The following is a 20,850-nucleotide window of genomic DNA, read 5'->3' as shown; positions in this document are numbered from 1 at the left end:
CTCCACAATAAGTCCCCCCTCCACATTTCCCGCAGCAACCACCCCACTGTGGCGAGCGGGCTTGCCCCGCGCTGGGCTGCGCAGCAGCCCCAACAAACCCACCCCACTTACCCCAGGCACACCGAGCAAGCAGGTTTTAGGGCGGCTTCGCCACCCAACGGGGTTCAAGCCCCCTCTCCACAACAAGCCACCTCTCCACAACAAGTCCCCTCTCCACATTTCCCGCGCCAGCCACCCCACTGTGGCGAGCGGGCTTGCCCCGCGCTGGGCTGCGCAGCAGCCCCAACAAGCCACCCCAGTTTCGCCAGGCACACCGCGCAAGCAGGTTTTAGGGCGGCTTCGCCACCCAACGGGGGACAAGCCCCCTCTCCACAATAAGTCCCCCCTCCACAACGAGTCCCCCCTCCACATTTCCCGCCCCAACCACCCTACTGTGGCGAGCGGGCTTGCCCCGCGCTGGGCTGCGCAGCAGCCCCAACAAACCCACCCCAGTTTCGCCAGGCACACCGAGCAAGCAGGTTTTAGGGCGGCTTCGCCACCCAACGGGGGACAAGCCCCCTCTCCACAACAAGCCCCCTCTCCACAACAAGCCCTCTCTCCACAATAAGTCTCCCCTTCACAATAAGTCCCCCTCTCCACAACAAGCCCCCGCTCCACCGTAAGCCCGTCCAGCGTGAGGTCAGGACGCTACCGGCTCTTCATCGCGCCGATGGGCCCAGTGGTAAAGCGCTGGCAGTACCAGCAAGGTCAACAAGGTCGACGAGATAATCCCGCCAATCACCACCGTCGCCAGCGGCCGCTGTACTTCAGCGCCGGTGCCGGTGGCCAGGGCCATGGGGATAAAGCCGAGGGACGCCACCAACGCCGTCATCAACACCGGGCGCAAGCGGGTCAAGGCTCCTTCGTTGATCGCCACCGACAACGAACGCCCCTCCTCACGCAGGTTGCGGATAAACGCAATCATCACCAGGCCATTGAGCACCGCCACCCCCGACAACGCGATAAACCCCACCCCGGCAGAAATCGACAACGGAATATCGCGCAACCACAGCGCCATGATCCCACCGGTCAACGCAAAGGGAATGCCGGTGAATACCAGCAGCCCATCCTTGAGGTTGTTGAACATCATGAACAACAAGCCGAACACCAGCAGCAACGCCACCGGGACCACGATCTGCAAGCGCTCGGAGGCTTCCTTGAGCTGTTCGAACTGGCCGCCCCAGGTTGTCCAGTAGCCGGCGGGGATCTTCACCTGCTCTGCCATCACCCGTTCGGCCTCGGCGACAAACGAGCCGATGTCCCGCCCGCGCACGTTGGCGCTGACAATCACCAGCCGCTTGCCGTTTTCGCGGCTGATCTGGTTCGGGCCCAACACCAGGTCCAGGCTGGCCACTTGCGACAGGGCGATAAAGCTCAGTTGCCCCGTGGTATTGCCGGCCAGCGCGGGGATCGGGATCAGTAGCCGCGACAAGCCTTCGATATCGGTGCGCAGGGTTTCCGACAAACGCACCACCATGTCAAAACGCCGGTCGCCTTCGTACATCGTGCCGGCCTGGCGCCCGCCCACGGCGACGGCGATGGTGTCTTGCACATCACCCACATTCAGGCCAAAGCGCGCGGCCTTGTCTCGGTCGATGTTGATGGTCAGCACCGGCAAGCCGGAGGTCTGTTCCACCTTCAGTTCCGAGGCGCCATCAAGCTTGCGCAAGGTTTCGGCAATTTCCCCGGCAGTGTTGTTCAGCACATCCCGATCATCGCCAAATACTTTCACCGCCACGTCACTGCGCACCCCGGAAATCAGCTCGTTGAAACGCAGTTGGATTGGCTGCGACAACTCGTACTGGCTGCCCGGCACAATCGCACTGGCGCGCTGGATATCGGCGATCAGCGCTTCGCGGGACTTTTTCGGATCCGGCCACTGCTCCCTGGGCTTGAGCATCAAGTAGGCGTCGGAAATATTCGGCGGCATCGGGTCGGAGGCAATTTCTGCAGTGCCAGTACGGGCAAATACCCGCTGGATTTCCGGCACCTGCGCCATCAAGGTTTTTTCCAGTTGCTGCTGCATCTGCACCGATTGCGTGAGGCTGGTGCCCGGAACGCGCAAGGCTTGCAGGGCGAAGTCACCTTCACTGAGGCTGGGGATAAATTCGCTGCCCATGCGGCTGGCCACGGCGCCAGACATCACGATGGTCAACAGCGCCAGGCCGAACGCCCAGCTACGGTGCGCCATCACCCAATCCAGCACCGGCGCATAACCACGGCGCGCGTTGCGCATCACCCAGTTTTCGTCCTCCTTGACCTTGCCGGTGACGAACAGCGCAATCGCCGCCGGGACGAAAGTCACCGACAGAATCATCGCGCCCAGCAAGGCCATGACCACGGTGAACGCCATGGGATGGAACATTTTCCCGGCCACCCCGGTCAGGGCGAAGATCGGCAGGTACACCACCATGATGATCAGTTGCCCGAAGATCAGCGCGCGGCGCGCTTCTTTGGCAGCGGCGAACACTTCGTGCAGGCGCTCACTGCGGGTCAGCAGGCGGCCGTGGCGTTGCTGCGCATGGGCCAGGCGGCGGATGGCGTTCTCGACGATCACTACCGCGCCATCGACGATAATCCCGAAATCCAACGCCCCCAGGCTCATCAGGTTGGCGCTGACCTTGTTAGTGAACATCCCGGTAAAGGTGAACAACATGGCCAGCGGGATCACCATCGCGGTGATCAACGCCGCGCGGATGTTGCCCAGGAACAGGAACAGAATCACGATGACCAGCAGCGCACCTTCGAAGAGGTTTTTCTTCACGGTGGCGATGGCTTTTTCCACCAGGTTGGTGCGGTCATAGACCGTGACCGCGACCACGCCTTCGGGCAGCGAACGGTTGATCTCTTCGAGTTTTTTCGCCACCGCCCGGGACACGCTGCGGCTGTTTTCGCCGATCAACATGAACACCGTGCCGAGTACCACTTCACGGCCATTTTCGGTGGCTGCGCCGGTGCGCAACTCGCGACCGATATCGACCTGGGCCACATTGCGCACGCGGATCGGCGTGCCGTCGACGGTGTTGATCACGATGTTGGCGATGTCATCGATGGACGCCACCTGTCCCGGCGCGCGGATCAGCAATTGCTCGCCGCTGCGCTCGATGTAACCGGCGCCGACGTTGGCGTTGTTGCGTTCAAGCGCCGTCACCAGGTCGCTCAAGGTCAGGTTGTAGGCGGCCAGGCGCTTGGGGTCCGGGGCGATCTGGTATTCCTTGGCGAAGCCGCCAATGGTGTTGATCTCGGCCACGCCAGGCACGTTGCGCAACTGCGGTTTGATGATCCAGTCCTGGATCACCCGCAGGTCCGTCGGCGTGTAGGCCGAGCCGTCTTCCTTGCGCGCCCCCTCCTCGGCCTCCACGGTCCACAGGAAGATTTCCCCAAGGCCAGTGGAAATCGGCCCCATCGCTGTTTCAATACCGTCCGGCAATTGTTCGCGGGCCACCTGCAAACGCTCGTTGACCAGTTGCCGGGCGAAGAACAGATCGGTGCCATCCTTGAAGATCACCGTGACCTGGGACAGCCCCGAACGCGACAGCGAACGGGTCTGCTGCAAGCCCGGCAAACCGGCCATGGCGGTTTCGATGGGAAAGGTGATGCGCTGTTCGGTTTCCAGCGGTGAAAAGCCGGGCGCCGCCGAGTTGATCTGCACCTGGACGTTGGTGATGTCCGGTACCGCGTCGATCGGCAGTTTCTGGTAGCTGGCGATGCCGACACCGGCCATCAACAACACCGCCAGCAACACGATGATGCGCTGCTCGATGGCAAATTGAATCAGACGTTCAAACATGGGGAATCACTCGCAGGATCAATGGGCGTGCTCGGCCGAAGCCTTGCCCAGTTCGGACTTGAGGACGAAGCTGCCAACGGTCGCCACCTCGGCGCCAGCCTCCAGGCCCTGGCGCACCTCGACAAAGCCGTTTTCACTGACACCCAGTTCAACGTGGCGGGTGACGAAGCCTTCGGCGGTGCGCACAAACAGCGAGGGTTTGTCTTCCACGGTCTGGATCGCCTCCACCGGCACAGTGACCGGCGCCGGATAGCTATCCGTGGCCACCTGCACCGCGACAAACAGGCCGGGGCGCCACGAGTCGTCGGGGTTGGCCACGCTGACCCGCACCGTGGCGGTACGCGTCTGCTCGCCCAGCAAGTTGCCGACATAGGCCACGGTGCCCATCACGTCGGTACCCATTTCCGCCGAGCTGACCTTCACCGGCCGACCGACCTGGACCTTGTTCAGATCCTTGGGGAACACACCAAACGTGACCCACACCTGGGACAGGTCCGACAGGGTGAAAGCGGCGCTGGTCTCACTCACCACTTCGCCGACGCCCAGGTGTTTTTCCACCACCACTCCGGCAAACGGCGCACGCAGTTCGTAGCGATTGCCGCCGACCAGGACCGCGCTGCCACTCAGGGCGTTCATCTTTTGCCGCGCGTTGTTCAGGGCAATTTCGGCTTCTTGCAGGCTCTGGCGGGCCAGCAGGTAATCCTGTTCGGCGGAGATCTTGTCCTGCCATAACTGGCGCTCGCGCTGGAAGGTGGTGCGGGCCAGTTCGACCCGGCGTTGGCTGGCCGCCAACTCGCTGCGCTGATCCGAAATCTGCTGGCTGGCGATCACCGCCAACAGCTCGCCTTGCTTGACCTTCTGCCCAAGGTTGACCTTCACCGACTCCACCACCCCCGCCGCACGGGGCACGATATGGGAGGTGCGGTCTTCGTCGAATCGCACCTCGCCCGGCAACGAAAGCAGAGTGCTGATTTGTCGGGGCTGGGCCTTGGCCAGTTGAATGCCGGCGGCCTGGATCTGCTGCTCATTGAGCACCAGCACGCCCTCTTCCTCTTCTGCCTCCGGCGCTTTGACGCTCGCCACCGGTGCCTGGGGCGCCACGCTGGTGGCCGGCCAAAACACCATCGCCGCGAGGGCAATAGCCGCTGCAACAGCCAAAGCCAGGCCTTGTTGTTTGTTCATGGGGAACTCCTGAAAGATCAAATGCGGGCGAGGTCGCCGTAAATCCGTTCGATGCGCACCCAGGCATCGGTGGCCTGGGCGAGTGCGGCGAGGTATTGGGTGCGGGCGGCGATCAAGGTGCGCTGGGCGTCGAGCACATCGAGGAAGTTGAACTTGCCCATCTCAAAGCCACGGGTGGCACTGTCCACCGCGCTTTGGGCGGCGGGCAGGATCACTTGGTTGAAAGCGCGCACCTCACTGTTGGCGGTTGCCCACAGGTCCAGGGCCTGGCGGGTTTCGGTGCGCAGGCGCAGCTCGGTGGCGTTGCGCAGGTCCCGCGCCTGATCGGCTCGGCGGCTGGCCGCCAGCACATTGCCCTGGTTACGATTGAATAGCGGGATCGGCATCGAGACGCCCACCAGATTCACCCGCTCGCGGACGCTGGCGTCATACTGGCTGCCGATGGAGACATCCAGGTCGGGAATCCGCTGGGCCTTCTCCAGGCCCAGGCCGGCGTCCCGTTGCTGGATTTGCAGCTGCGCCAAGCGCAGTTCGGCGGTGCTCTCCAGGCGCGCCAGCAGTTGGGTGGCCGAAGGCAGCGCCGGCGTATTCACGGCACCTGCCTCGACACGTTCAAAACCGATGGTGGAGCTGCCAGTGATGGCCGCCAGGCGGCGGTAGGCATCACTTACGCCGATCTCGGCGCGGCTGCGCTCCAGGCGGATTTGCGAGACCTCTACCTGGGCGCGGGTGGCTTCGACCGGCGACGCCTTGCCCGCCGTGACCCGGCCATTGGCAATCACCAGGCCGCGCTCGGCCAGCGCCATTGAACGCTGGGCCAGTTCCAGGCGCTCCTGGGCCCACAGCGCACCATAAAAGCCATCGATGACCTCGGCTCGCAGCAGGTTGCGCCGCTGTTCCAGTTCCTGGGCGGCCGCCTCTTGGGCCCGCGAGGCCACCTCGATGCGCGCCCCGCGCTTGCCGCCCAGCTCCAGGGTCTGGCTCAGCTTGACGGTGGTGGTGCGGGTGCTGCGGCGGGTGTCTTCGGCATCCCAGGAGGCCACCGGGTTGGGGATCAGCCCGGCCTGCTGGCGACCGCCCTGGGCGATGTCGATTTCCCATTGCGCAGCGGCCAGGTCCGGGTTGCCGGCAAACGCACTTTGCAGGGCCGATTCGAGGGTCAGGGTCTGGGCGCTTGCCACTTGGGCCATCGCCAATAACCCCACTACGGAGCACACAATTGTTCTTGAAAACATTGGCATAACAAGCGTTCCACACCCATGAGTTGGCGGACAAATCCAAGCAGGGGCAATGTAACTTTCGCTACTTATCAGGGGGGTGGCCAGAACATTACAAATCCGTTAGCAAAGGCTCTGGCCCGGGCTTTTGCTTTAACCTTCGCGGCAATTTCAGCGACTTCCCCTTGCACCGAGGCACCCTCGACATGCGAATCCTGGTTATCGAAGATGAACTGAAAACGGCCGAGTACTTGCACCAGGGACTGAGCGAGAGTGGCTATGTGGTCGACTGCGCAGCCAGTGGCGCGGACGGCGTGCACCTGGCGCGGCAACACGCCTATGACCTGGTGATTCTGGATGTGAACCTACCGCTGATGGACGGTTGGGATGTGTTGCAGCGGATCCGCCAGACCAGCAACACGCGGATCATGATGCTGACCGCCCACGGCCGCCTGGCCGACAAAATCAAAGGCCTGGAACTGGGCGCCGACGACTACCTGGTCAAGCCTTTCGAGTTTCCCGAACTGCTGGCCAGGGTCCGCACTCTGATGCGCCGCAGCGTCGAGGCGGCGGTACCGGACGTGCTGCGGGTGGGCGACCTGGAACTGGACCAGGGTCGCCACCGGGCCTTTCGCGGCAGCCAGCGCATTGACCTGACCACCAAGGAGTTCGCCCTGCTGCACCTGCTGATGCGCCAGAGCGGCGTGGTGCTGTCACGTACGCAAATCATCTCGTTTGTGTGGGACATGAACTTCGATTGCGACACCAACGTGGTCGAAGTCTCGATCCGCCGCCTGCGCGCAAAGATCGACGACCCGTTCGAGCGCAAGTTGATCCACACCCTGCGCGGGGTGGGCTACGTGCTGGAAGAGCGCGAGTAGCGGTCCGTGCGCGAGCGATTCCTGGCTAAACCCTGGCCTTCGTTATGGACTGCCCCTGTGGGAGCGGGCTTGCTCGCGAAAGCAGCCTGTCAGTTGATGCATGTGCCGACTGACACACCGCTTTCGCGAGCAAGCCCGCTCCCACATTTGTAAGGCAGTGGCTTTAAAAAACCGGTCGATTGGCAAACCGCACGGCACTGGCCACGCCGACCGCGCCCATCGCCATGCAATAAAAAACGCAAATCCATGGGCTGGTGGGCATCAATGCAATCAGCATCAACGGCGTGGTACTCGCCCACAGCGCGTAGGCAATGTTGTAGGTAAACGAAATCCCCGACACCCGCACCGGCGCCGGGAACAGGCTGACCATCACCGAAGGCACCGCGCCCACCACCCCGCAACTCAACCCGGCAATGGCATAGGCCGCGCCCAGCCACACGCCGCCGGCAATCAGGCTGGCGTAAAGCACGGCGATGCCCACCGGCAGCAGCAGGCTGTAGACCAGCACCGCGCGCCAGGCGCCGATGCGATCCACCAACAGGCCCGCCAATACGCAACCGATATTCAGGAAGACGATGCCCAATGCACTCAGGGCGAAGGTGTGGCTGGGGCTCATGCCGAAGGTTTTCTGCATCATGGTTGGCGTGATTACCACCAACACCACCACCGCCGAGGTGAGCACACAGGTCAGCAACATGGCCGGCAACAATGCCTGGCGATGGTCGCGCAACACCGTGCGCAGCGGCAGTTCGGCGTCGGCCTGGCGGCGCGCCTGCATGGCCAGGAACACCGGGGTTTCACTGAGCCAGCGGCGTAGCCAGACACCGATCACACCAAACACACCGCCCAATAGAAACGGAAAGCGCCAGGCGTAATCGAGGATTTGTTCAGCGGTGAACATCTGCGCCAGCAAGGTCGCCGTCAATGCCCCCAGCAGGTAACCGAAGGTCAGCCCGGCTTGCAGGAACCCCAAGGCATAACCGCGATGGTTGGCCGGCGCGTGCTCAGCGACAAAGACCCAGGCGCTGGGCACTTCGCCGCCCACCGCGGCGCCCTGCAAGACCCGCAGCGCCAGTAGGATCAGCGGTGCGAAATAGCCGATTTGCGCGTAGGTCGGCATGATCCCGATCAGTAGGCACGGCAAGGCCATCATCAGGATGCTCAGGCTGAACACCCGCTTGCGCCCCAGGTGATCGGCGAAGTGCGCCATCAGGATGCCGCCCAGCGGCCGCGCCAGGTAGCCGGTGACGAAAATTCCGAAACTCTGCAGCAGGCGCAGCCATTCGGGCATTTCCGGGGGGAAGAACAACTGGCTCAGGGTCAGGGCGAAAAATACGAAAATGATGAAGTCGTAGATTTCCAGGGCACCGCCCAGGGCGGCCAGGCCCAGGGTTTTATAGTCGGAGCGGGAAAAGCGCTGCGCCTGTGGATAAGCGGTGGCAGTCATGGAGAAGCTCGGCAGACAGACAAAATGGCGTGCAGGTTATGAGCTGGGCCGGATCCTGGCAATCGCAGCGGATATATTCGGTTTACTCATTGATCCATGAAAATAACAACATTCCCAAATAAATGGCCGTGGGCCAAGATGCCCGCAATCCGCCCCATAATAAATACAAGAGGTAAATAACGTGGCCGATCCTATCGAAGAAAGCCGCTACGCCCGCTTTGCCCTGCGTTGCTCGAACTTTGCCGAACGCTGGTTTCCTGACTCCTGGGTATTTGCCGCCCTCGCCGTGATCATTGTCGCCGTGGCCGCGCTGGGCATGGGTGCAGCGCCCACCGACGCCGCCAAGGCCTTTGGCGACGGTTTCTGGAGCCTGATACCGTTCACCATGCAAATGGCCTTCGTGGTGATTGGTGGCTATGTGGTCGCCAGCTCGCCGCCTGCCGTGAAGTTGATCGACCGCCTGGCGCGCATCCCGAAAAACGGCCGCTCGGCCGTGGCGTGGGTGGCGTTGATCTCGATGGTTGCCTCGCTGCTCAACTGGGGCCTGTCCCTGGTGTTCGGCGGGTTGCTGGTGCGGGCGCTGGCCCGCCGCACGGATTTGCGCATGGACTATCGCGCTGCCGGCGCGGCGGCCTATCTGGGCCTGGGTGCCGTGTGGGCGCTGGGGTTGTCGTCATCGGCCGCGCAACTGCAGGCCAACCCGGCCAGCTTGCCGCCGTCGATCCTGGCGATCACCGGCACTATTCCCTTCACCGATACGATCTTTTTGTGGCAATCGGGCGTGCTGTTGCTGGCGCTGATCGTGGTGTCGTTGGTCATCGCCTACGTCACCGCACCGGGCCCCAACTCGGCGCGTGACGCCAAGGCCTGCGGTGTGGACCCGGCATTCAACCTGCCCAAGCCACAGCCACCAAGCCGTCCGGGAGAATGGCTGGAACACAGCCCCTTGCTCACCATTTTGCTGGCGCTGCTGGCTGCCGGCTGGCTGTTCCATGAGTTCTCGACCAAACCTGCGATCAGCGCTATCTCGGGGCTCAACACCTATAACTTCCTGTTCATCATGGTCGGCGCCTTGCTGCACTGGCGCCCGCGCAGCTTCCTCGATGCCGTGGCCCGCGCGGTGCCGACCACCACCGGGGTGTTGATCCAGTTCCCGCTGTATGGCTCCATCGCGGCGCTGATGACCGTGGTCAAGGGCGGCGATGGCCAGACCCTGGCCCACCATATCTCGACCTTCTTCACCTCCATCGCTTCACACGACACCTATGCGCTGCTGATGGGCGTGTATTCGGCGGTACTGGGGTTCTTTATCCCATCGGGCGGTGGCAAGTGGATCATCGAGGCGCCGTATGTGATGCAGGTGGCCAATGACCTGCAATATCACCTGGGCTGGGCCGTGCAGATCTACAACGCCGCCGAGGCGCTGCCGAACCTGATCAACCCGTTCTACATGCTACCGCTGCTCGGTGTGCTGGGGCTCAAGGCGCGGGACCTGATTGGCTTCTCGTTTGTGCAGTTGCTGGTGCACACGCCGTTGGTGCTGTTTTTGCTGTGGGCGTTGGGGACGACGTTGAAGTACATGCCGCCTGTGATGCCTTAATCGTTGAGAACCGCACCTGTCGTTACGACGGGTGCGGTCAGGTTGGAGTGTCGGACAATTGGTTCAACAACGCCGGCAGTGCGTGCTGAACGGTATCCCATACCACCTCAAGGTTTATTTCAAAATATCCATGTGCGATTCGGTTACGCATCCCGCGCATGCTGCGCCAAGGTACTTGTGGCTGACCTGCCGTAAAATCTGGGTATTGGTCCATTATTTTGGTCGACGCTTCGCCGATGATGATCAAACTCATGATCACCGCCTGCTGAGTACGCTTGTCCTCAAAGAACTCCGATTTACTCAGGCCTTCGACAAAGATAATCGCGTCGGATGACGCTTGGCGCATGTGACCCAAGTAGTCTCCAAGACGTTTTGTCATACTGGCCGAGCCTCGGCCAATACCTGTGCACGAAACTTCAGTGGCAAGTCGCCAGGCGTCAGCAGATCAACGTTGACGCCCAACAGGTCCTGCAACTCGTCCTGAAGCCCACCGAGGTCAAACAGTGTGGTCCCAGGAGGGGCATCGACCAATAAATCAAGATCGCTGCCCTCTTTATCTGTACCCAGCAAAACCGAACCAAAGACTCTTGGATTAGAAATGTGAAAGCGCCCGACCACTTCACGCACGGCAGCTCTCTTAAGATCAAGGGCTATTGAAGGTTTCATGATTCACCTCGACGACATGCAAGATCAGGCCAGTCTAGCAGTGCCGCGAATGGATTCGCATGCTCGCGTCACTCCCTGGCAGCAGACGCTGCGTCAACTCCATGGCAAGCAATGTGGAAAAAGTTGCACCTCATGCACCAGGCCGCTTGTATGCGCCCCGCAAAAAAACGCATTTCCCGACGCATTTTCCCGGTCAGCCGCTACTGTGTGAGGGTGGGCATTCATCCCGCGCAGACGGGCTTTAGCTGACAAGGAAACACGCATGTTTAAACTGACCAGGCTGTCCTTCACCTTTGTCGCACTGACTGTGAGCACGGTCGTACACGCCGATGTCGAGCTTGACCTGGGCACCGTGCAACGGGTCAGGCAATTGTTCGCCTACCCCAATAATTGCAGTGTGATCTGCTTTCGGCCGCTGACGCTGGAACAGACAGTCGAGCACTACCTGACCCAGAGCCTGCACCGCGACGGCTACAGTCGGGCCAGGGTCAGTGTGAAAACCCAGCAGGACCAGGTCCGCGCCCACTTTACCGGGGTACCCGATGGGTATGGCCAGCCCTTGACCGCATTGTTGGACACCGCCGACCTGGCCTATGACGGGGCCCACCGGCTGAACCATGATGGCAAGTGGCAATTTAGCTGGTACCTGTTCCTGCCGTTGGGCATGGCCTTGGAAAACCGCAAGAGCATCGAGTTGATGCATTTTCCGCCCGACTACTCCCTGACCCATTACCAGGACTATCTGGAGTCGGCCACGACTGACCGTTGGGCCACATTACTGACCGCCAATGGCATAGCGGCGGCCCAGACCCCGGAGTACCAGACCATCATCGACATTGCGCCGATAGCCGCGCCCTCCACGGCCGGCAAGGACCTGGAAGGCGTGTATGGCTATTTCACCGAGTACCAGACGCGGATTGTCCGGGAGCTGAGCCTGCATCCCAGCGGCTCATTGCCAATGGTCGCCTTCGGCGCCCCCGTTCGCAGTTGGATCCAGCAACAGTACGGGCAAACCCTTGGCGTATTGGGCCTGGGGCAGATAAGCCCGGCCGAGGGCAGTAGCGTCGCCGTATTGGGGGCCAATCACCCCAGTTACATCTGGTACGCCGCCAACCCGGACAGCTACGACGGTGATGAACAGAAGGCCGACGACGCCGGCCTGAAAGTCATGGGCCAGGACTTGAGCGCAGCGTGCTGGCAGGCCGGCATGGGCCAGAAGCCGGCCAGCGATCCCAACGTGTTGCTCAAAGGCTGCATGAATACCTGGCAGGTCACGCGCAAGGAACAGACTTGCGAGCTGTTCTACACCTCGATTCGCGAACTGTCCGCCGACCACGCCAGGGAAAAATGCGCCACCGCCACCATCAAGACGCAGCTCAAGCGCCTGAAAAGCCCGCTGCCAGAAGCCTCTGTACCCGCCCCCGCCCTTTGAGCATCCGGCTTATCCGTTTTGGCTTACGCAAAAAAAAGCCGATATCTACTGTCAGATTTGACAGTAGATATCGGCTGCAACTTGCGTAAACCTTGGAACGTGCCCACTTGCTGCAAGACTGGCAGTCATATCAACACCAGGAGGTCGATGCAGCCCGACAAGGAATGCTATGAAAACCCAAGTCATGGAAGATGCGCCGGCTGATGCGATCGACTGTATTTATCCCTTCGCCAACCTGCTGGCCAAAAAAGGTTACCCCTCGCCCCGACAGTTCGAAGTCGTAAGCACCCGCAATGGTCGCGGAACCGGCATCAAAACCCGCGTCGCCTTCGACAGCCGTATACGTATTGCGAAGATTTCCGGGTACGCATTGGGCGAACGGCACTTGCACACGCTGCAGATATCGTCACGTATCCACTTGTACGACCCGTGGTTCAGCGGCCTGCTCCTGCATTCGTGCGATCCGAATGTGTTTCTCGACATCAGCGAACTGGAGCTATGGTCGATCCAGGCCATTCGCCCCGGCACGCTGCTGACGATGGATTACGCCACCACCGAAGATGTGCTGTTCCGCCAGTTCGCTTGCCGCTGCGGTGCCGGTAACTGCCGCGGCTGGATCACCGGCGCAAAAGAGCCGCTGAACCCGCAGGGCCAACTGTTCATGGAACAGTGGCGCCAACGCAAACGCTATTAAATCGCCTCAATCGGGCGCAGGCGGTACTGCGGCGGCAGTTGCTCGAACCCGGTGATGGTGGCGTTGAGGCTTTTCCAGCGGCCGTCCTTGATGCCGTAGATGCAACCGTGGATCGACAGGCTCTGCCCGCGGTGCCAGGCGTTCTGCACAATGCTGGTGTGACCGACGTTGGCCACTTGCTGGATGACGTTGAGTTCACACAGGCGATCAACGCGTTCTTCTTCGGTGGGCAACTGGGCCAGCACTTCGCGGTTCTCGTAGTACAGGTCGCGGATCGAGCGCAGCCAACCGTCGATCAGGCCAAACTGGCGATCCTGCATCGAGGCACGTACGCCGCCGCAACCATAGTGGCCGGTGACCAGGATATGTTTGACCTTGAGCACATCCACCGCGTACTGGATCACCGACAGGCAGTTAAGGTCGGTGTGCAGCACCACGTTGGCCACATTGCGGTGCACAAACAGGTCGCCAGGCAGCATGCCGACGATCTCGTTGGCCGGCACCCGGGCGTCCGAACAGCCGATCCACAGGTATTCCGGGGTCTGCTGGCGGGCGAGCTTGGCGAAGAATTCGGGATCTTCCTGTTTGATCGCATCCGCCCAGCGTTCGTTGTTATCAAGCAGGTCTTGTAGTTCGTTCATCAGGGAAAGCCTCAGGAATGATGCGCAGTTTTGTGACTGACAACCGCTCGCCCAGGTCACGCCGCACGCAAATTAGCTTGAATCTTTGGGAGGCTGTGCCTGTCCACACACTATAAGCCCCACAGTATGAGGATTGGCCATGACGCAATCACGACGTCCGTACGGCGCCCCGACGCCTGCACCGATTGATGACAACGAAGATCGCATGGGCTCGATGCGCGAGCTGGATTTTGACGAGGAGGAGCCGACGGCGGAAATCGGCGATGAGATCCCCCGAGGTGAACGCGAGCACCTGATGCCCGACGAACGGGTGCGCGAGGCCGGGATGACGGGGGCTTCGACGGCGGATCACGAGCCCACGGATGATGATATGAGCCCCGAAACCCTGATCCATGAAGATGGCGCGCGAGATGCCCGGGAAGAAGGTGAAGGCGAACAGGCCGATTGGGACCTGAGTATCGTCGATGAAGATGAGATTGGCGGCGGCAATGGCCTGGATGAGGCTGAGCTGGCCGATATTGACCCGATAGACGGCAACCGCTGACACACCTGGCCCTTGCAGGAGCTGGCTTGCCTGCTCCCACAGGGGAATGCAACTGCGCGCTCTGGCGGTGCTGTTGCTCTGTTTTTGATCTGGCTTTTGATCTTGTGCGCCCCGTCAAACCACGATGGCCGCAGGCAGGTATTGCGCAGTGGGCACCCCGGCATGGATGCCGGGGTAGCCGCGACACGGCCATGGATGGCCGATCGCGGCGGGCCCACGGAGCAATGCCTGACTGCGGGCATGCCGAGCCTAGGCGAGGCACCGAGTGGTGGGGCAAGAGCGCTTTGGTTACTTTCGCGCTCTTCGAAAGTGACCCGCCGTCAGGGCGGAACCATTAGCCGCCGTGACCGCAGCAACGGATATGCACACACACCAAGAAGATAGTTGTGTAGATACCTATGCTGCGATAGCGATGGTGAACTCAATACCGCTATCGCTGGCAAGCCAGCGCCTACAGGGGGGTTGGGTGTTTAGTCGACCAGGGTGCAGGCCATGACGACGGCGTCTTCGCGACCACCGACGGCAGGGTAGTAATCGCGGCGACGGCCGATTTCGTTGAACCCATAGCGTTCATACAGGCGAAATGCGCCGGTATTGCTGTCGCGCACTTCGAGGAAGCATTCCCGGGCGCTGGCGGCATAGGCACGGGACATCAGGTGTTCCAGCAACGCCAAGCCCAGACCGCGGCCCTGGTTTTCCGGTTTGACGGTGATGTTCAGCAAATGCGCTTCATCGAGGATGATCTGCACTACACCGTGGCCCACCTGCTGCTCGCCTTCGAACATCAGCCAGATCTGGTACTTGCCCAGCCCGTCGAGAAAGATGCCACGGGTCCAGGGGTGGCTGAACGCCGCGTATTCGATTTTAAGCACCGCGTCGAGGTCAGCCTCGGTCATCGGGCGAAAGGATAAAGCCTCACTCATCGGTTGTTTTCCAGCGCGCCATCAGCCGGCGCATGGCTTGCCAGACATCAGCCTTACGCTGTGGCTCTTCCATTAATAATTCCAGGCCCGGCAAGGCCCACACCGAACCCAGGCCTTCGACCTGCAGCTCGCGGTACCAGGCCTCGGCATTCGCCTCACCGGCAAACCGCACGGCGGGCAGGCCGATCAGCCACAGGCATACGCAGGGTTCGTCTTCCAGGCGGGCCGAGACAAACCCCTGCACGAAGTCACGCGCGGCGTCCGGGCCCTGGTCCATATTGCCGCGCACCAGCAGCGGCCAGCGCACGGGCTCGCCGACGATCTGCGGGCTGTCGGGCAGGCCGGCGGCGCGCAGCATGTCCTTGAGCAGCAGATAGGCAGGATCGCGGGCCTGGAAACGCTCGCCGGTCGGCAACTCCACCAACAACAAACAGCGCCCGGCCCGCAGCAGTTGCAAGGCAAAACGCGGTGGCGGTACGACCGGGGCCTTGGCGACCGACGCCGGGGCATCTTCGGCCACTGCGGCGACCTTGGGCGCCATTGATGGGCGCGGCACTTCGATCTTGACCCGCTCCGATGGCCGCACGGACGCTTCAGCCGCGGGCTTGACTACCGCAACCGGCGCCGCCGCTTCTTCGCCCGAGGCAGCGAACGGCTCGAACGGTTCCAGCGCTTGCAGCAGTTCGGGCCGCGACGGGGCGGCAAAGGGCAATTCGGTGCGCGGCAGCCAGTTGACCACCTGCATGGCGGTCAAGTAAGCGCGACGTCGGGACTCGATAAGCAAGGCTCGGCCACTTGTGGATAACTAAAGAGCGCAGATTCTACCGCCCTTCGGCAACGATCGCCCACCGTTGATGCTTTTCTCTGCATTCCTGACCCTCCATCGCGAAGGCGCCCTGACCGGCTGTGGATAAATCCCGCGCCTGATGCAGTACAATCGCCGCTTTTAATCGCCAACCAGCCGGCCATTCCGATGATCGAACCCAAGCGCGTCTTGCGCGCCCTCGCCGAACACTGGGCCCTGCTTGAGCCACTGTGCGAACACTTCGACCAAGGCACCCTGAGCCTTGGCGAACTGCGCGCGCAACTGGCCGCCCAACAACTGGACAGCACGCCACAGGACATCACCAGCCTGCTGGACGTGTGGATTCGCCTGGATATCCTGGTGCCTGTCGCCAAAAGCCCGAACCGTTTCGAGCTCAATGCGCAGATCCATGACTTCCTGGCCTATCTTCGCAAGGAGCACCGGCTAGGCCTGTGCCTGGAAATCGAAGCCTACCTGCGCCATCTCGAGCGCCTGGCCGGCTATATCCAGGACGCCTTCGACATCCGCGACGGCCATGACCTGGCCCGCCAACTGCGGTTGTTGGACATGCGCGTGCGTGACGTGCTGAAAAAACTCGCCAACGACGAACAGGCCCTCGCTGCCGTGGCCGACCGCGCCAAGACCAGCGACCGACAGATCCCGTTGCGCCAGCGCTATGCCGAGGTCCTGGCGACCTGGGATGAGTACGTCGAACCGATGATTCAACTGGTGAACGCCGACGGCGCCTTCGAGCAAGGCGTACGCAAGGTGGAGAACGTGCTGCTGCGCATGCTCACCGAGCAGCAGCGCCTGGGCCACCTGGTGGATGACGACATGTTGCTGCGCACCCACGCGCGCATCCTCGAAATGCAGACCAGCGCCCAGTTGACCTTGCGTCACGCCCGCGAACTGCTGCTGCCGCTGCGTGAAGAAGCACGCCGGCACAACGCGGTGACCCGTGGCGCGGCGCTGGCCCTGTCGGCAATCCGGCGCAAGGGCCTGGACGCGGTGCCGCAAGCGGCGATGCCGATGTTTACCCGGCCGCAAAGTACCTTCCTGGGCAGTGCCAGCCAGGTCGAGGCCTACGTGTATGCCCTGGCGAACTTCGAACCTAAACCGGCGCGCTTCCCCAAGGCGCACAAATCCCACAAGGGCGAAGCCCAGCGTGCGCCGCGTACGGTCAAGGAGATGCTGGAGCGTTGCGAAGACGCCCTGCCGATGCCGGACCTGATGACCTGGCTGCTGGAGCAGGAACCGGACGGTGCCACCGACGAATTGCTGTACTGGTTCTCGCGCCTGTCGCGGGAGAAGCGTTTCAAGCGCGAGCGCCTGGAACGCCAGGATTACCATACTCACGAGCACCAGGTCAGCCTGCGCTCATTCGCCCTGCTCCCGGCCAGCGACGCGGCCGAGCACTCTGCGAGCACACCTCATGCATCTTGATCTATCCGAACTGTCCCAACTGGCGCCGATCTTTCGCGAGTTGTTCAAGGGTTACCACGTCAGCCGCCGCGACCCAGAGTTGTACGCGCAACTGTCGAACTTCCAGGACCAGTACCGCACGCTGTTCAAGGCCCTGGGCTTTGAGCTGGTGTGCGATACCCGTGGTTTCTACTACTTCGTGCCGGACACCGCCGTAGCCGCCGCGCAGGTGAACAAGACCGCACAGCGCCTGGCACTGTTCACCTTCATCATCGTCGAGCACCTGGCCGACCAGGGCCGCGACCCGATTGCCGTGCTGGATGGTGGCAGCCTGGGCCGCGATGAGTTGCCCTCCTTGCTGGAGAAATACCGCGACCTGTTTATCCAGGCCGAAGTGCAGACCCAGGAAGAACTGGAAGAAAAAATCATGCGCCGCATGACCCAGCTCGGCTTTGCCAGTGAAGATAACGGCGTCTACCGGTTCCTGCCGCCAATGCACCGTTTCCTCGACGTGTGCCTGTCGGTCCAGGCCGACCGCGACCTGGCGGCCAGTGTGCACAGCGTGCTGCCGTTGCCGGCGCCGGTGATCATCGACGAAGACAGCGATGAAAAACTGCTGCAGACCGATGACCCGCTGGACCTCAGCGAGTTTGAAACACAAAGCGAGGAAGACGCCCTGGCCCGCGCCATTGCCGAAGAACAGGAGACCGATGCATGAGCAAGGAACGCTACGGCATTCGCCGCTTCGCCCTATTGAATACCGCCGGCTACAGCCTGGGCCTGTTCCCACTGGAAGAGCCGCTGTCGGTGTATGGCGCGAACAACCTCGGTAAATCGGCTTCGATCAACGCCTTGCAGTTCCCGATCCTGGCGCGTATGTCGGACATGAGCTTCGGCAAGTACACCCTGGAACAGTCGCGACGCTTCTACTTTGCCACCGACACCAGCTACATCCTCGTCGAAGTGTCCCTGCCCCATGGCCCCCACGTAATCGGCGTGGTCGGCCGCGGCCCGGGCGGCGGTTTCGGTCACCAGTTCTTTGCCTACGCCGGCAAGCTGGACCTGGCCCACTATCAGAAGAATGACACCTGCCTGCGCCAGAAAGAGCTGTTCACCAACCTTGAGCGCGAAGGCCTGAAAGCCTATGAGCTCAAGCCCGATGAACTGCGACGTTTGCTGGTGGGTGGCCATACTTCGATCCCGCTGGACCTGACCCTCATTCCGCTGCGCTCCACCAGCGAGCAAAGCCTGAAGACCTTCCGCGCACTGTTTATCAACCTGCTGCACATGCGCGAAATCACTGCGGCCAAGCTCAAGCAGCTGTTCCTCGATGCGTTCGAGCACAGCCTGCGCTCTGGCAGCGTGGATTACATCGCCGCGTGCGAAGAAGCCTTCCGCGATGTGCGGCGCATGGAGCAGGACTACAACTCCCTGGTCGCCGCCGGCCCCCTGGTCGAAGCCTTGGCCAATGGCGTGAAACAGCGCGACGTCCTGCGTGGCAAGCTACATCGCTTGTCGCCGTTGCTCGATTCGTTGCTGGGCACCTGGTCGGACTATGCCAGTGCGCGCAAGGAAGAGCTGACAATCCAGGCCGAACACTACCGCAACGAGCAGGATGCGCTGCAGAACGATCAGCGCGGTGGCACCCAGGAATTGATGCGCCTGGAGCGGGAAATCAGCGGTATCCAGCGCTGGTTGGGCGAGTTGTCGGTGCTCAAGCATCGCTTTGCGCTGGTGGATGACGTCAAGGTCCTGGAGCAGCAACTGCTGGCGGCCAAGGATGCGCACGACGAACTGGCCGGCGCCCTGGCGCAGTCGCGACAGTTCAGCGCCGAGGATCTGGATGAGCGCCTGCGCGACCTGGAAAAACGCCTGAAGTCGGTCAAGCAGCAACTCGATCACGCCGACAACAACAGCTACGCCAAACTGCGGGAAGAATTCTCACAGCAAGACGTCGAGCGTCTGATGCGCCTGTTCAACAGTTCGCTGTTCAGCCTGCCGCTGGGCGAACATGGCATCACCCTGGATGAAGACGGCCAGTGGGTAAAATCCCTGGAGCTGATCCTTGATGGCTTCACTGGCGAGCGCTTTGAAGTGCCGGGGCTGTCCATCGACATCTCGCATATCGAGCCACCTGCCCTGCAAGCCCTGGCGGATCGTGCGGCATTGCGCGACCAGAAAGAGCGCCTGGAAAAAGAACTCAAGCAACTCAAAACCCAGCAGGCGGTAGCGTCTGACCGGGCGGCGAGCAAAACCCAGACTGAAGCGCTGTACCAGCAAGTACTGGATGCGCAGAAAGCCCTGGAAGACTTCCGTCGCAGCCAGACCCTGAGCGCCGAGGAAGGCGAAAAACTGGAGCACCTGGCGCAGATGGAAGCCGCGCAGGACGAGTTGAAGCGCTCCAGCGATGCGTTTACCGAACGCGTGCAACAGCTGTCGGCCAAGTTGCAGCTGGTCGGCCGGCAAATCGGCGATATGGAAGCCAAGCAACGCACTTTGGATGACGCGCTGCGCCGTCGCCAGTTGTTGCCGGCTGACTTGCCGTTCGGCACACCGTTCATGGACCCGGTCGACGACTCCATGGACAACCTGCTGCCACTGCTCAACGACTATCAGGACAGCTGGCAGGGTTTGCTGCGCGCCGATGGCCAGATCGAGGCGTTGTATGCCCAGGTGCGCCTCAAGGGCGTGGCCAAGTTCGACAGCGAAGACGATATGGAGCGTCGCCTGCACCTGTTGATCAACGCGTACGCACACCGTACCGACGAAGCCCTGACCCTGGGCAAGGCACGCCGTGCGGCGGTGACGGATATCGCGCGGACCCTGCGCAATATCCGCAGCGACTACGACAGCCTTGAGCACCAGTTGGCGCTGTTCAACCGAGAGATCAACAAGCGCCAGGTGTCGAACCTGCAAAGCTTCCGCATTGTGCTCGCGCCAAACAAGGAAGCGCTCAAGCATATCGACCAGATCATCCACAGCGCTGGTCAGTATGAGGAAGGCGAGACCCTGTCGGTGTTCGACCTCAGCCAAAGCGCCGAGCAGGACAACAAGAACGAAGAGGCCAAGGAATACCTGGCGCGCCTGGTCGCCGCCAACCATAACCAGTTGGGGCTCAAGGATCTGTTCGAGTTGGCGTTCGAGATCACCAAGGTCAATGGCCAGCCGGTGATTCACACCGACATCGATGGTGCCGCGTCCAACGGCACCACCATGACCATCAAGGCGCTGACCAACATGTACTTGTTGCTGCACTTGATGGACCGCGACCAGGCCGGTCGTGTGCGCCTGCCGTACTACCTTGATGAGGCAGCGGATATCGACGAGAAGAACCAGGCAGCCCTGCTGGAAACCAGCCTGCAACTGGGCTTCGTGCCGATCCTGGCCAGTGTGAAGCCGCAGGTTTCCGCCCAGGTGGCGATCGACCTGGAAGGCGGCAGCGGGCCGAACGGGATCTACATCGATGAGGCGGACTGGAAGTACATCCGTCGCCATGATGTGGTGAAGGCAACGGTGAATGTGCAGGCGGACGAGCCGGAGTTGGATGAGGTCTGACCAGCCCCTGTG

17 protein-coding genes are annotated in these 20,850 nt (G+C 61.8%); 8 read left to right on the top strand and 9 right to left on the bottom strand.

Features of this window, described 5'->3' with window-relative positions:
* Window positions 1-679: 679 nt before the first annotated feature.
* The 3 genes from GDV60_RS04990 to GDV60_RS04980 are packed head-to-tail and all read right to left on the bottom strand — an operon-like array spanning window position 680 to window position 6,252.
* Window positions 680-3,829, bottom strand: coding sequence for a CusA/CzcA family heavy metal efflux RND transporter (locus GDV60_RS04990; RefSeq protein WP_159906467.1), 3,150 nt, complete (start codon window positions 3,827-3,829; stop codon window positions 680-682).
* A gap of 18 nt (window positions 3,830-3,847) precedes the next feature.
* Window positions 3,848-5,011 carry an efflux RND transporter periplasmic adaptor subunit gene (locus tag GDV60_RS04985; RefSeq protein ID WP_159906466.1) on the bottom strand — a complete coding sequence of 388 codons (1,164 nt, stop codon included), beginning with the start codon at window positions 5,009-5,011 and terminating at the stop codon, window positions 3,848-3,850.
* A gap of 17 nt (window positions 5,012-5,028) precedes the next feature.
* Complete coding sequence (locus tag GDV60_RS04980; RefSeq protein ID WP_159906465.1) at window positions 5,029-6,252, bottom strand: TolC family protein; 1,224 nt, start codon at window positions 6,250-6,252, stop codon at window positions 5,029-5,031.
* Window positions 6,253-6,434: 182 nt separating this feature from the next.
* On the opposite strand from GDV60_RS04980, the gene GDV60_RS04975 reads away from it, so the two are divergent.
* Window positions 6,435-7,109 (top strand): heavy metal response regulator transcription factor, encoded by a 675-nt coding sequence (locus tag GDV60_RS04975; RefSeq protein WP_029295806.1) that lies wholly within the window; start codon window positions 6,435-6,437, stop codon window positions 7,107-7,109.
* Between the two features lie 163 nt (window positions 7,110-7,272).
* Here the strand turns inward: GDV60_RS04975 and GDV60_RS04970 are convergent, their stop codons facing one another.
* Complete coding sequence (locus GDV60_RS04970) at window positions 7,273-8,556, bottom strand: MFS transporter (protein WP_159906464.1); 1,284 nt, start codon at window positions 8,554-8,556, stop codon at window positions 7,273-7,275.
* A gap of 181 nt (window positions 8,557-8,737) precedes the next feature.
* Here GDV60_RS04970 and GDV60_RS04965 point away from each other — a divergent pair, with 181 nt between their 5' ends.
* Complete coding sequence (locus tag GDV60_RS04965) at window positions 8,738-10,156, top strand: short-chain fatty acid transporter (RefSeq protein ID WP_029295811.1); 1,419 nt, start codon at window positions 8,738-8,740, stop codon at window positions 10,154-10,156.
* A 37-nt stretch (window positions 10,157-10,193) separates the two neighbouring features.
* On the opposite strand, the gene GDV60_RS04960 is transcribed toward GDV60_RS04965, so the two are convergent.
* A complete protein-coding gene (locus GDV60_RS04960) occupies window positions 10,194-10,535 on the bottom strand; it encodes a DUF86 domain-containing protein (RefSeq protein WP_159906463.1) in 342 nt (113 codons plus the stop codon).
* Window positions 10,532-10,822: a nucleotidyltransferase family protein gene (locus tag GDV60_RS04955; RefSeq protein WP_029295815.1), complete on the bottom strand. Its 291-nt coding sequence runs from the start codon at window positions 10,820-10,822 to the stop codon at window positions 10,532-10,534. Before GDV60_RS04955 ends, GDV60_RS04960 begins: the two co-directional genes overlap by 4 nt.
* A 262-nt stretch (window positions 10,823-11,084) precedes the next feature.
* Here GDV60_RS04955 and GDV60_RS04950 point away from each other — a divergent pair, with 262 nt between their 5' ends.
* Both GDV60_RS04950 and GDV60_RS04945 read left to right on the top strand, forming a co-directional pair.
* Window positions 11,085-12,254, top strand: a complete 1,170-nt coding sequence (locus GDV60_RS04950; protein ID WP_092233420.1) for a hypothetical protein — start codon at window positions 11,085-11,087, stop codon at window positions 12,252-12,254.
* Between the two features lie 169 nt (window positions 12,255-12,423).
* Entirely contained in the window at window positions 12,424-12,948 is a 525-nt protein-coding gene (locus GDV60_RS04945; RefSeq protein WP_092233417.1) for an SET domain-containing protein-lysine N-methyltransferase, read from the top strand.
* Here the strand turns inward: GDV60_RS04945 and can are convergent.
* Window positions 12,945-13,589: a carbonate dehydratase gene (gene can, locus GDV60_RS04940; protein ID WP_029295821.1), complete on the bottom strand. Its 645-nt coding sequence runs from the start codon at window positions 13,587-13,589 to the stop codon at window positions 12,945-12,947. The two genes, GDV60_RS04945 and can, sit on opposite strands and share 4 nt — an antisense overlap.
* A gap of 139 nt (window positions 13,590-13,728) precedes the next feature.
* Here can and GDV60_RS04935 point away from each other — a divergent pair, with 139 nt between their 5' ends.
* Window positions 13,729-14,133, top strand: a complete 405-nt coding sequence (locus GDV60_RS04935) for a serine kinase/phosphatase (RefSeq protein ID WP_159906461.1) — start codon at window positions 13,729-13,731, stop codon at window positions 14,131-14,133.
* Between the two features lie 470 nt (window positions 14,134-14,603).
* Here GDV60_RS04935 and rimI read toward each other — a convergent pair whose 3' ends face one another.
* Window positions 14,604-15,056: a ribosomal protein S18-alanine N-acetyltransferase gene (gene rimI, locus GDV60_RS04930; RefSeq protein ID WP_005784514.1), complete on the bottom strand. Its 453-nt coding sequence runs from the start codon at window positions 15,054-15,056 to the stop codon at window positions 14,604-14,606.
* The gene (locus GDV60_RS04925; RefSeq protein ID WP_159909185.1) at window positions 15,049-15,801 is read right to left on the bottom strand and encodes an energy transducer TonB; all 753 of its coding nucleotides are present in this window, start codon (window positions 15,799-15,801) and stop codon (window positions 15,049-15,051) included. The genes rimI and GDV60_RS04925 overlap by 8 nt, the downstream gene beginning before the upstream one ends.
* A 228-nt stretch (window positions 15,802-16,029) precedes the next feature.
* On the opposite strand from GDV60_RS04925, the gene mksB reads away from it, so the two are divergent.
* The 3 genes from mksB to mksF are packed head-to-tail and all read left to right on the top strand — an operon-like array spanning window position 16,030 to window position 20,838.
* Window positions 16,030-17,304: an Mks condensin complex protein MksB gene (gene mksB / locus GDV60_RS04920; RefSeq protein WP_070996414.1), complete on the top strand. Its 1,275-nt coding sequence runs from the start codon at window positions 16,030-16,032 to the stop codon at window positions 17,302-17,304.
* A complete protein-coding gene (gene mksE, locus GDV60_RS04915) occupies window positions 17,294-18,001 on the top strand; it encodes an Mks condensin complex protein MksE (RefSeq protein WP_029295831.1) in 708 nt (235 codons plus the stop codon). Before mksB ends, mksE begins: the two co-directional genes overlap by 11 nt.
* Complete coding sequence (gene mksF / locus GDV60_RS04910; RefSeq protein WP_029295833.1) at window positions 17,998-20,838, top strand: Mks condensin complex protein MksF; 2,841 nt, start codon at window positions 17,998-18,000, stop codon at window positions 20,836-20,838. Before mksE ends, mksF begins: the two co-directional genes overlap by 4 nt.
* Window positions 20,839-20,850 lie beyond the last annotated feature (12 nt).

Origin of the sequence: Pseudomonas sp. DTU12.1, from assembly GCF_009873475.1 — a bacterium.
GTDB classification, from domain to species: Bacteria; Pseudomonadota; Gammaproteobacteria; order Pseudomonadales; family Pseudomonadaceae; genus Aquipseudomonas; species Aquipseudomonas proteolytica.
Note: the sequence above shows the minus strand (reverse complement) of the source record. Positions and strands in the feature narration are given on the sequence as shown.

Excerpts from the sequence above, each read along its gene's own strand:
- GDV60_RS04990 (WP_159906467.1), bottom strand. The coding sequence starts at position 3,829 with ATGTTTGAACGTCTGATTCAATTTGCCATCGAGCAGCGCATCATCGTG.
- GDV60_RS04985 (WP_159906466.1), bottom strand. The coding sequence starts at position 5,011 with ATGAACAAACAACAAGGCCTGGCTTTGGCTGTTGCAGCGGCTATTGCC.
- GDV60_RS04980 (WP_159906465.1), bottom strand. The coding sequence starts at position 6,252 with ATGCCAATGTTTTCAAGAACAATTGTGTGCTCCGTAGTGGGGTTATTG.
- GDV60_RS04975 (WP_029295806.1), top strand. The coding sequence starts at position 6,435 with ATGCGAATCCTGGTTATCGAAGATGAACTGAAAACGGCCGAGTACTTG.
- GDV60_RS04970 (WP_159906464.1), bottom strand. The coding sequence starts at position 8,556 with ATGACTGCCACCGCTTATCCACAGGCGCAGCGCTTTTCCCGCTCCGAC.
- GDV60_RS04960 (WP_159906463.1), bottom strand. The coding sequence starts at position 10,535 with ATGACAAAACGTCTTGGAGACTACTTGGGTCACATGCGCCAAGCGTCA.
- GDV60_RS04955 (WP_029295815.1), bottom strand. The coding sequence starts at position 10,822 with ATGAAACCTTCAATAGCCCTTGATCTTAAGAGAGCTGCCGTGCGTGAA.
- GDV60_RS04950 (WP_092233420.1), top strand. The coding sequence starts at position 11,085 with ATGTTTAAACTGACCAGGCTGTCCTTCACCTTTGTCGCACTGACTGTG.
- GDV60_RS04945 (WP_092233417.1), top strand. The coding sequence starts at position 12,424 with ATGAAAACCCAAGTCATGGAAGATGCGCCGGCTGATGCGATCGACTGT.
- can (WP_029295821.1), bottom strand. The coding sequence starts at position 13,589 with ATGAACGAACTACAAGACCTGCTTGATAACAACGAACGCTGGGCGGAT.
- GDV60_RS04935 (WP_159906461.1), top strand. The coding sequence starts at position 13,729 with ATGACGCAATCACGACGTCCGTACGGCGCCCCGACGCCTGCACCGATT.
- rimI (WP_005784514.1), bottom strand. The coding sequence starts at position 15,056 with ATGAGTGAGGCTTTATCCTTTCGCCCGATGACCGAGGCTGACCTCGAC.
- GDV60_RS04925 (WP_159909185.1), bottom strand. The coding sequence starts at position 15,801 with ATGCAGGTGGTCAACTGGCTGCCGCGCACCGAATTGCCCTTTGCCGCC.
- mksB (WP_070996414.1), top strand. The coding sequence starts at position 16,030 with ATGATCGAACCCAAGCGCGTCTTGCGCGCCCTCGCCGAACACTGGGCC.
- mksE (WP_029295831.1), top strand. The coding sequence starts at position 17,294 with ATGCATCTTGATCTATCCGAACTGTCCCAACTGGCGCCGATCTTTCGC.
- mksF (WP_029295833.1), top strand. The coding sequence starts at position 17,998 with ATGAGCAAGGAACGCTACGGCATTCGCCGCTTCGCCCTATTGAATACC.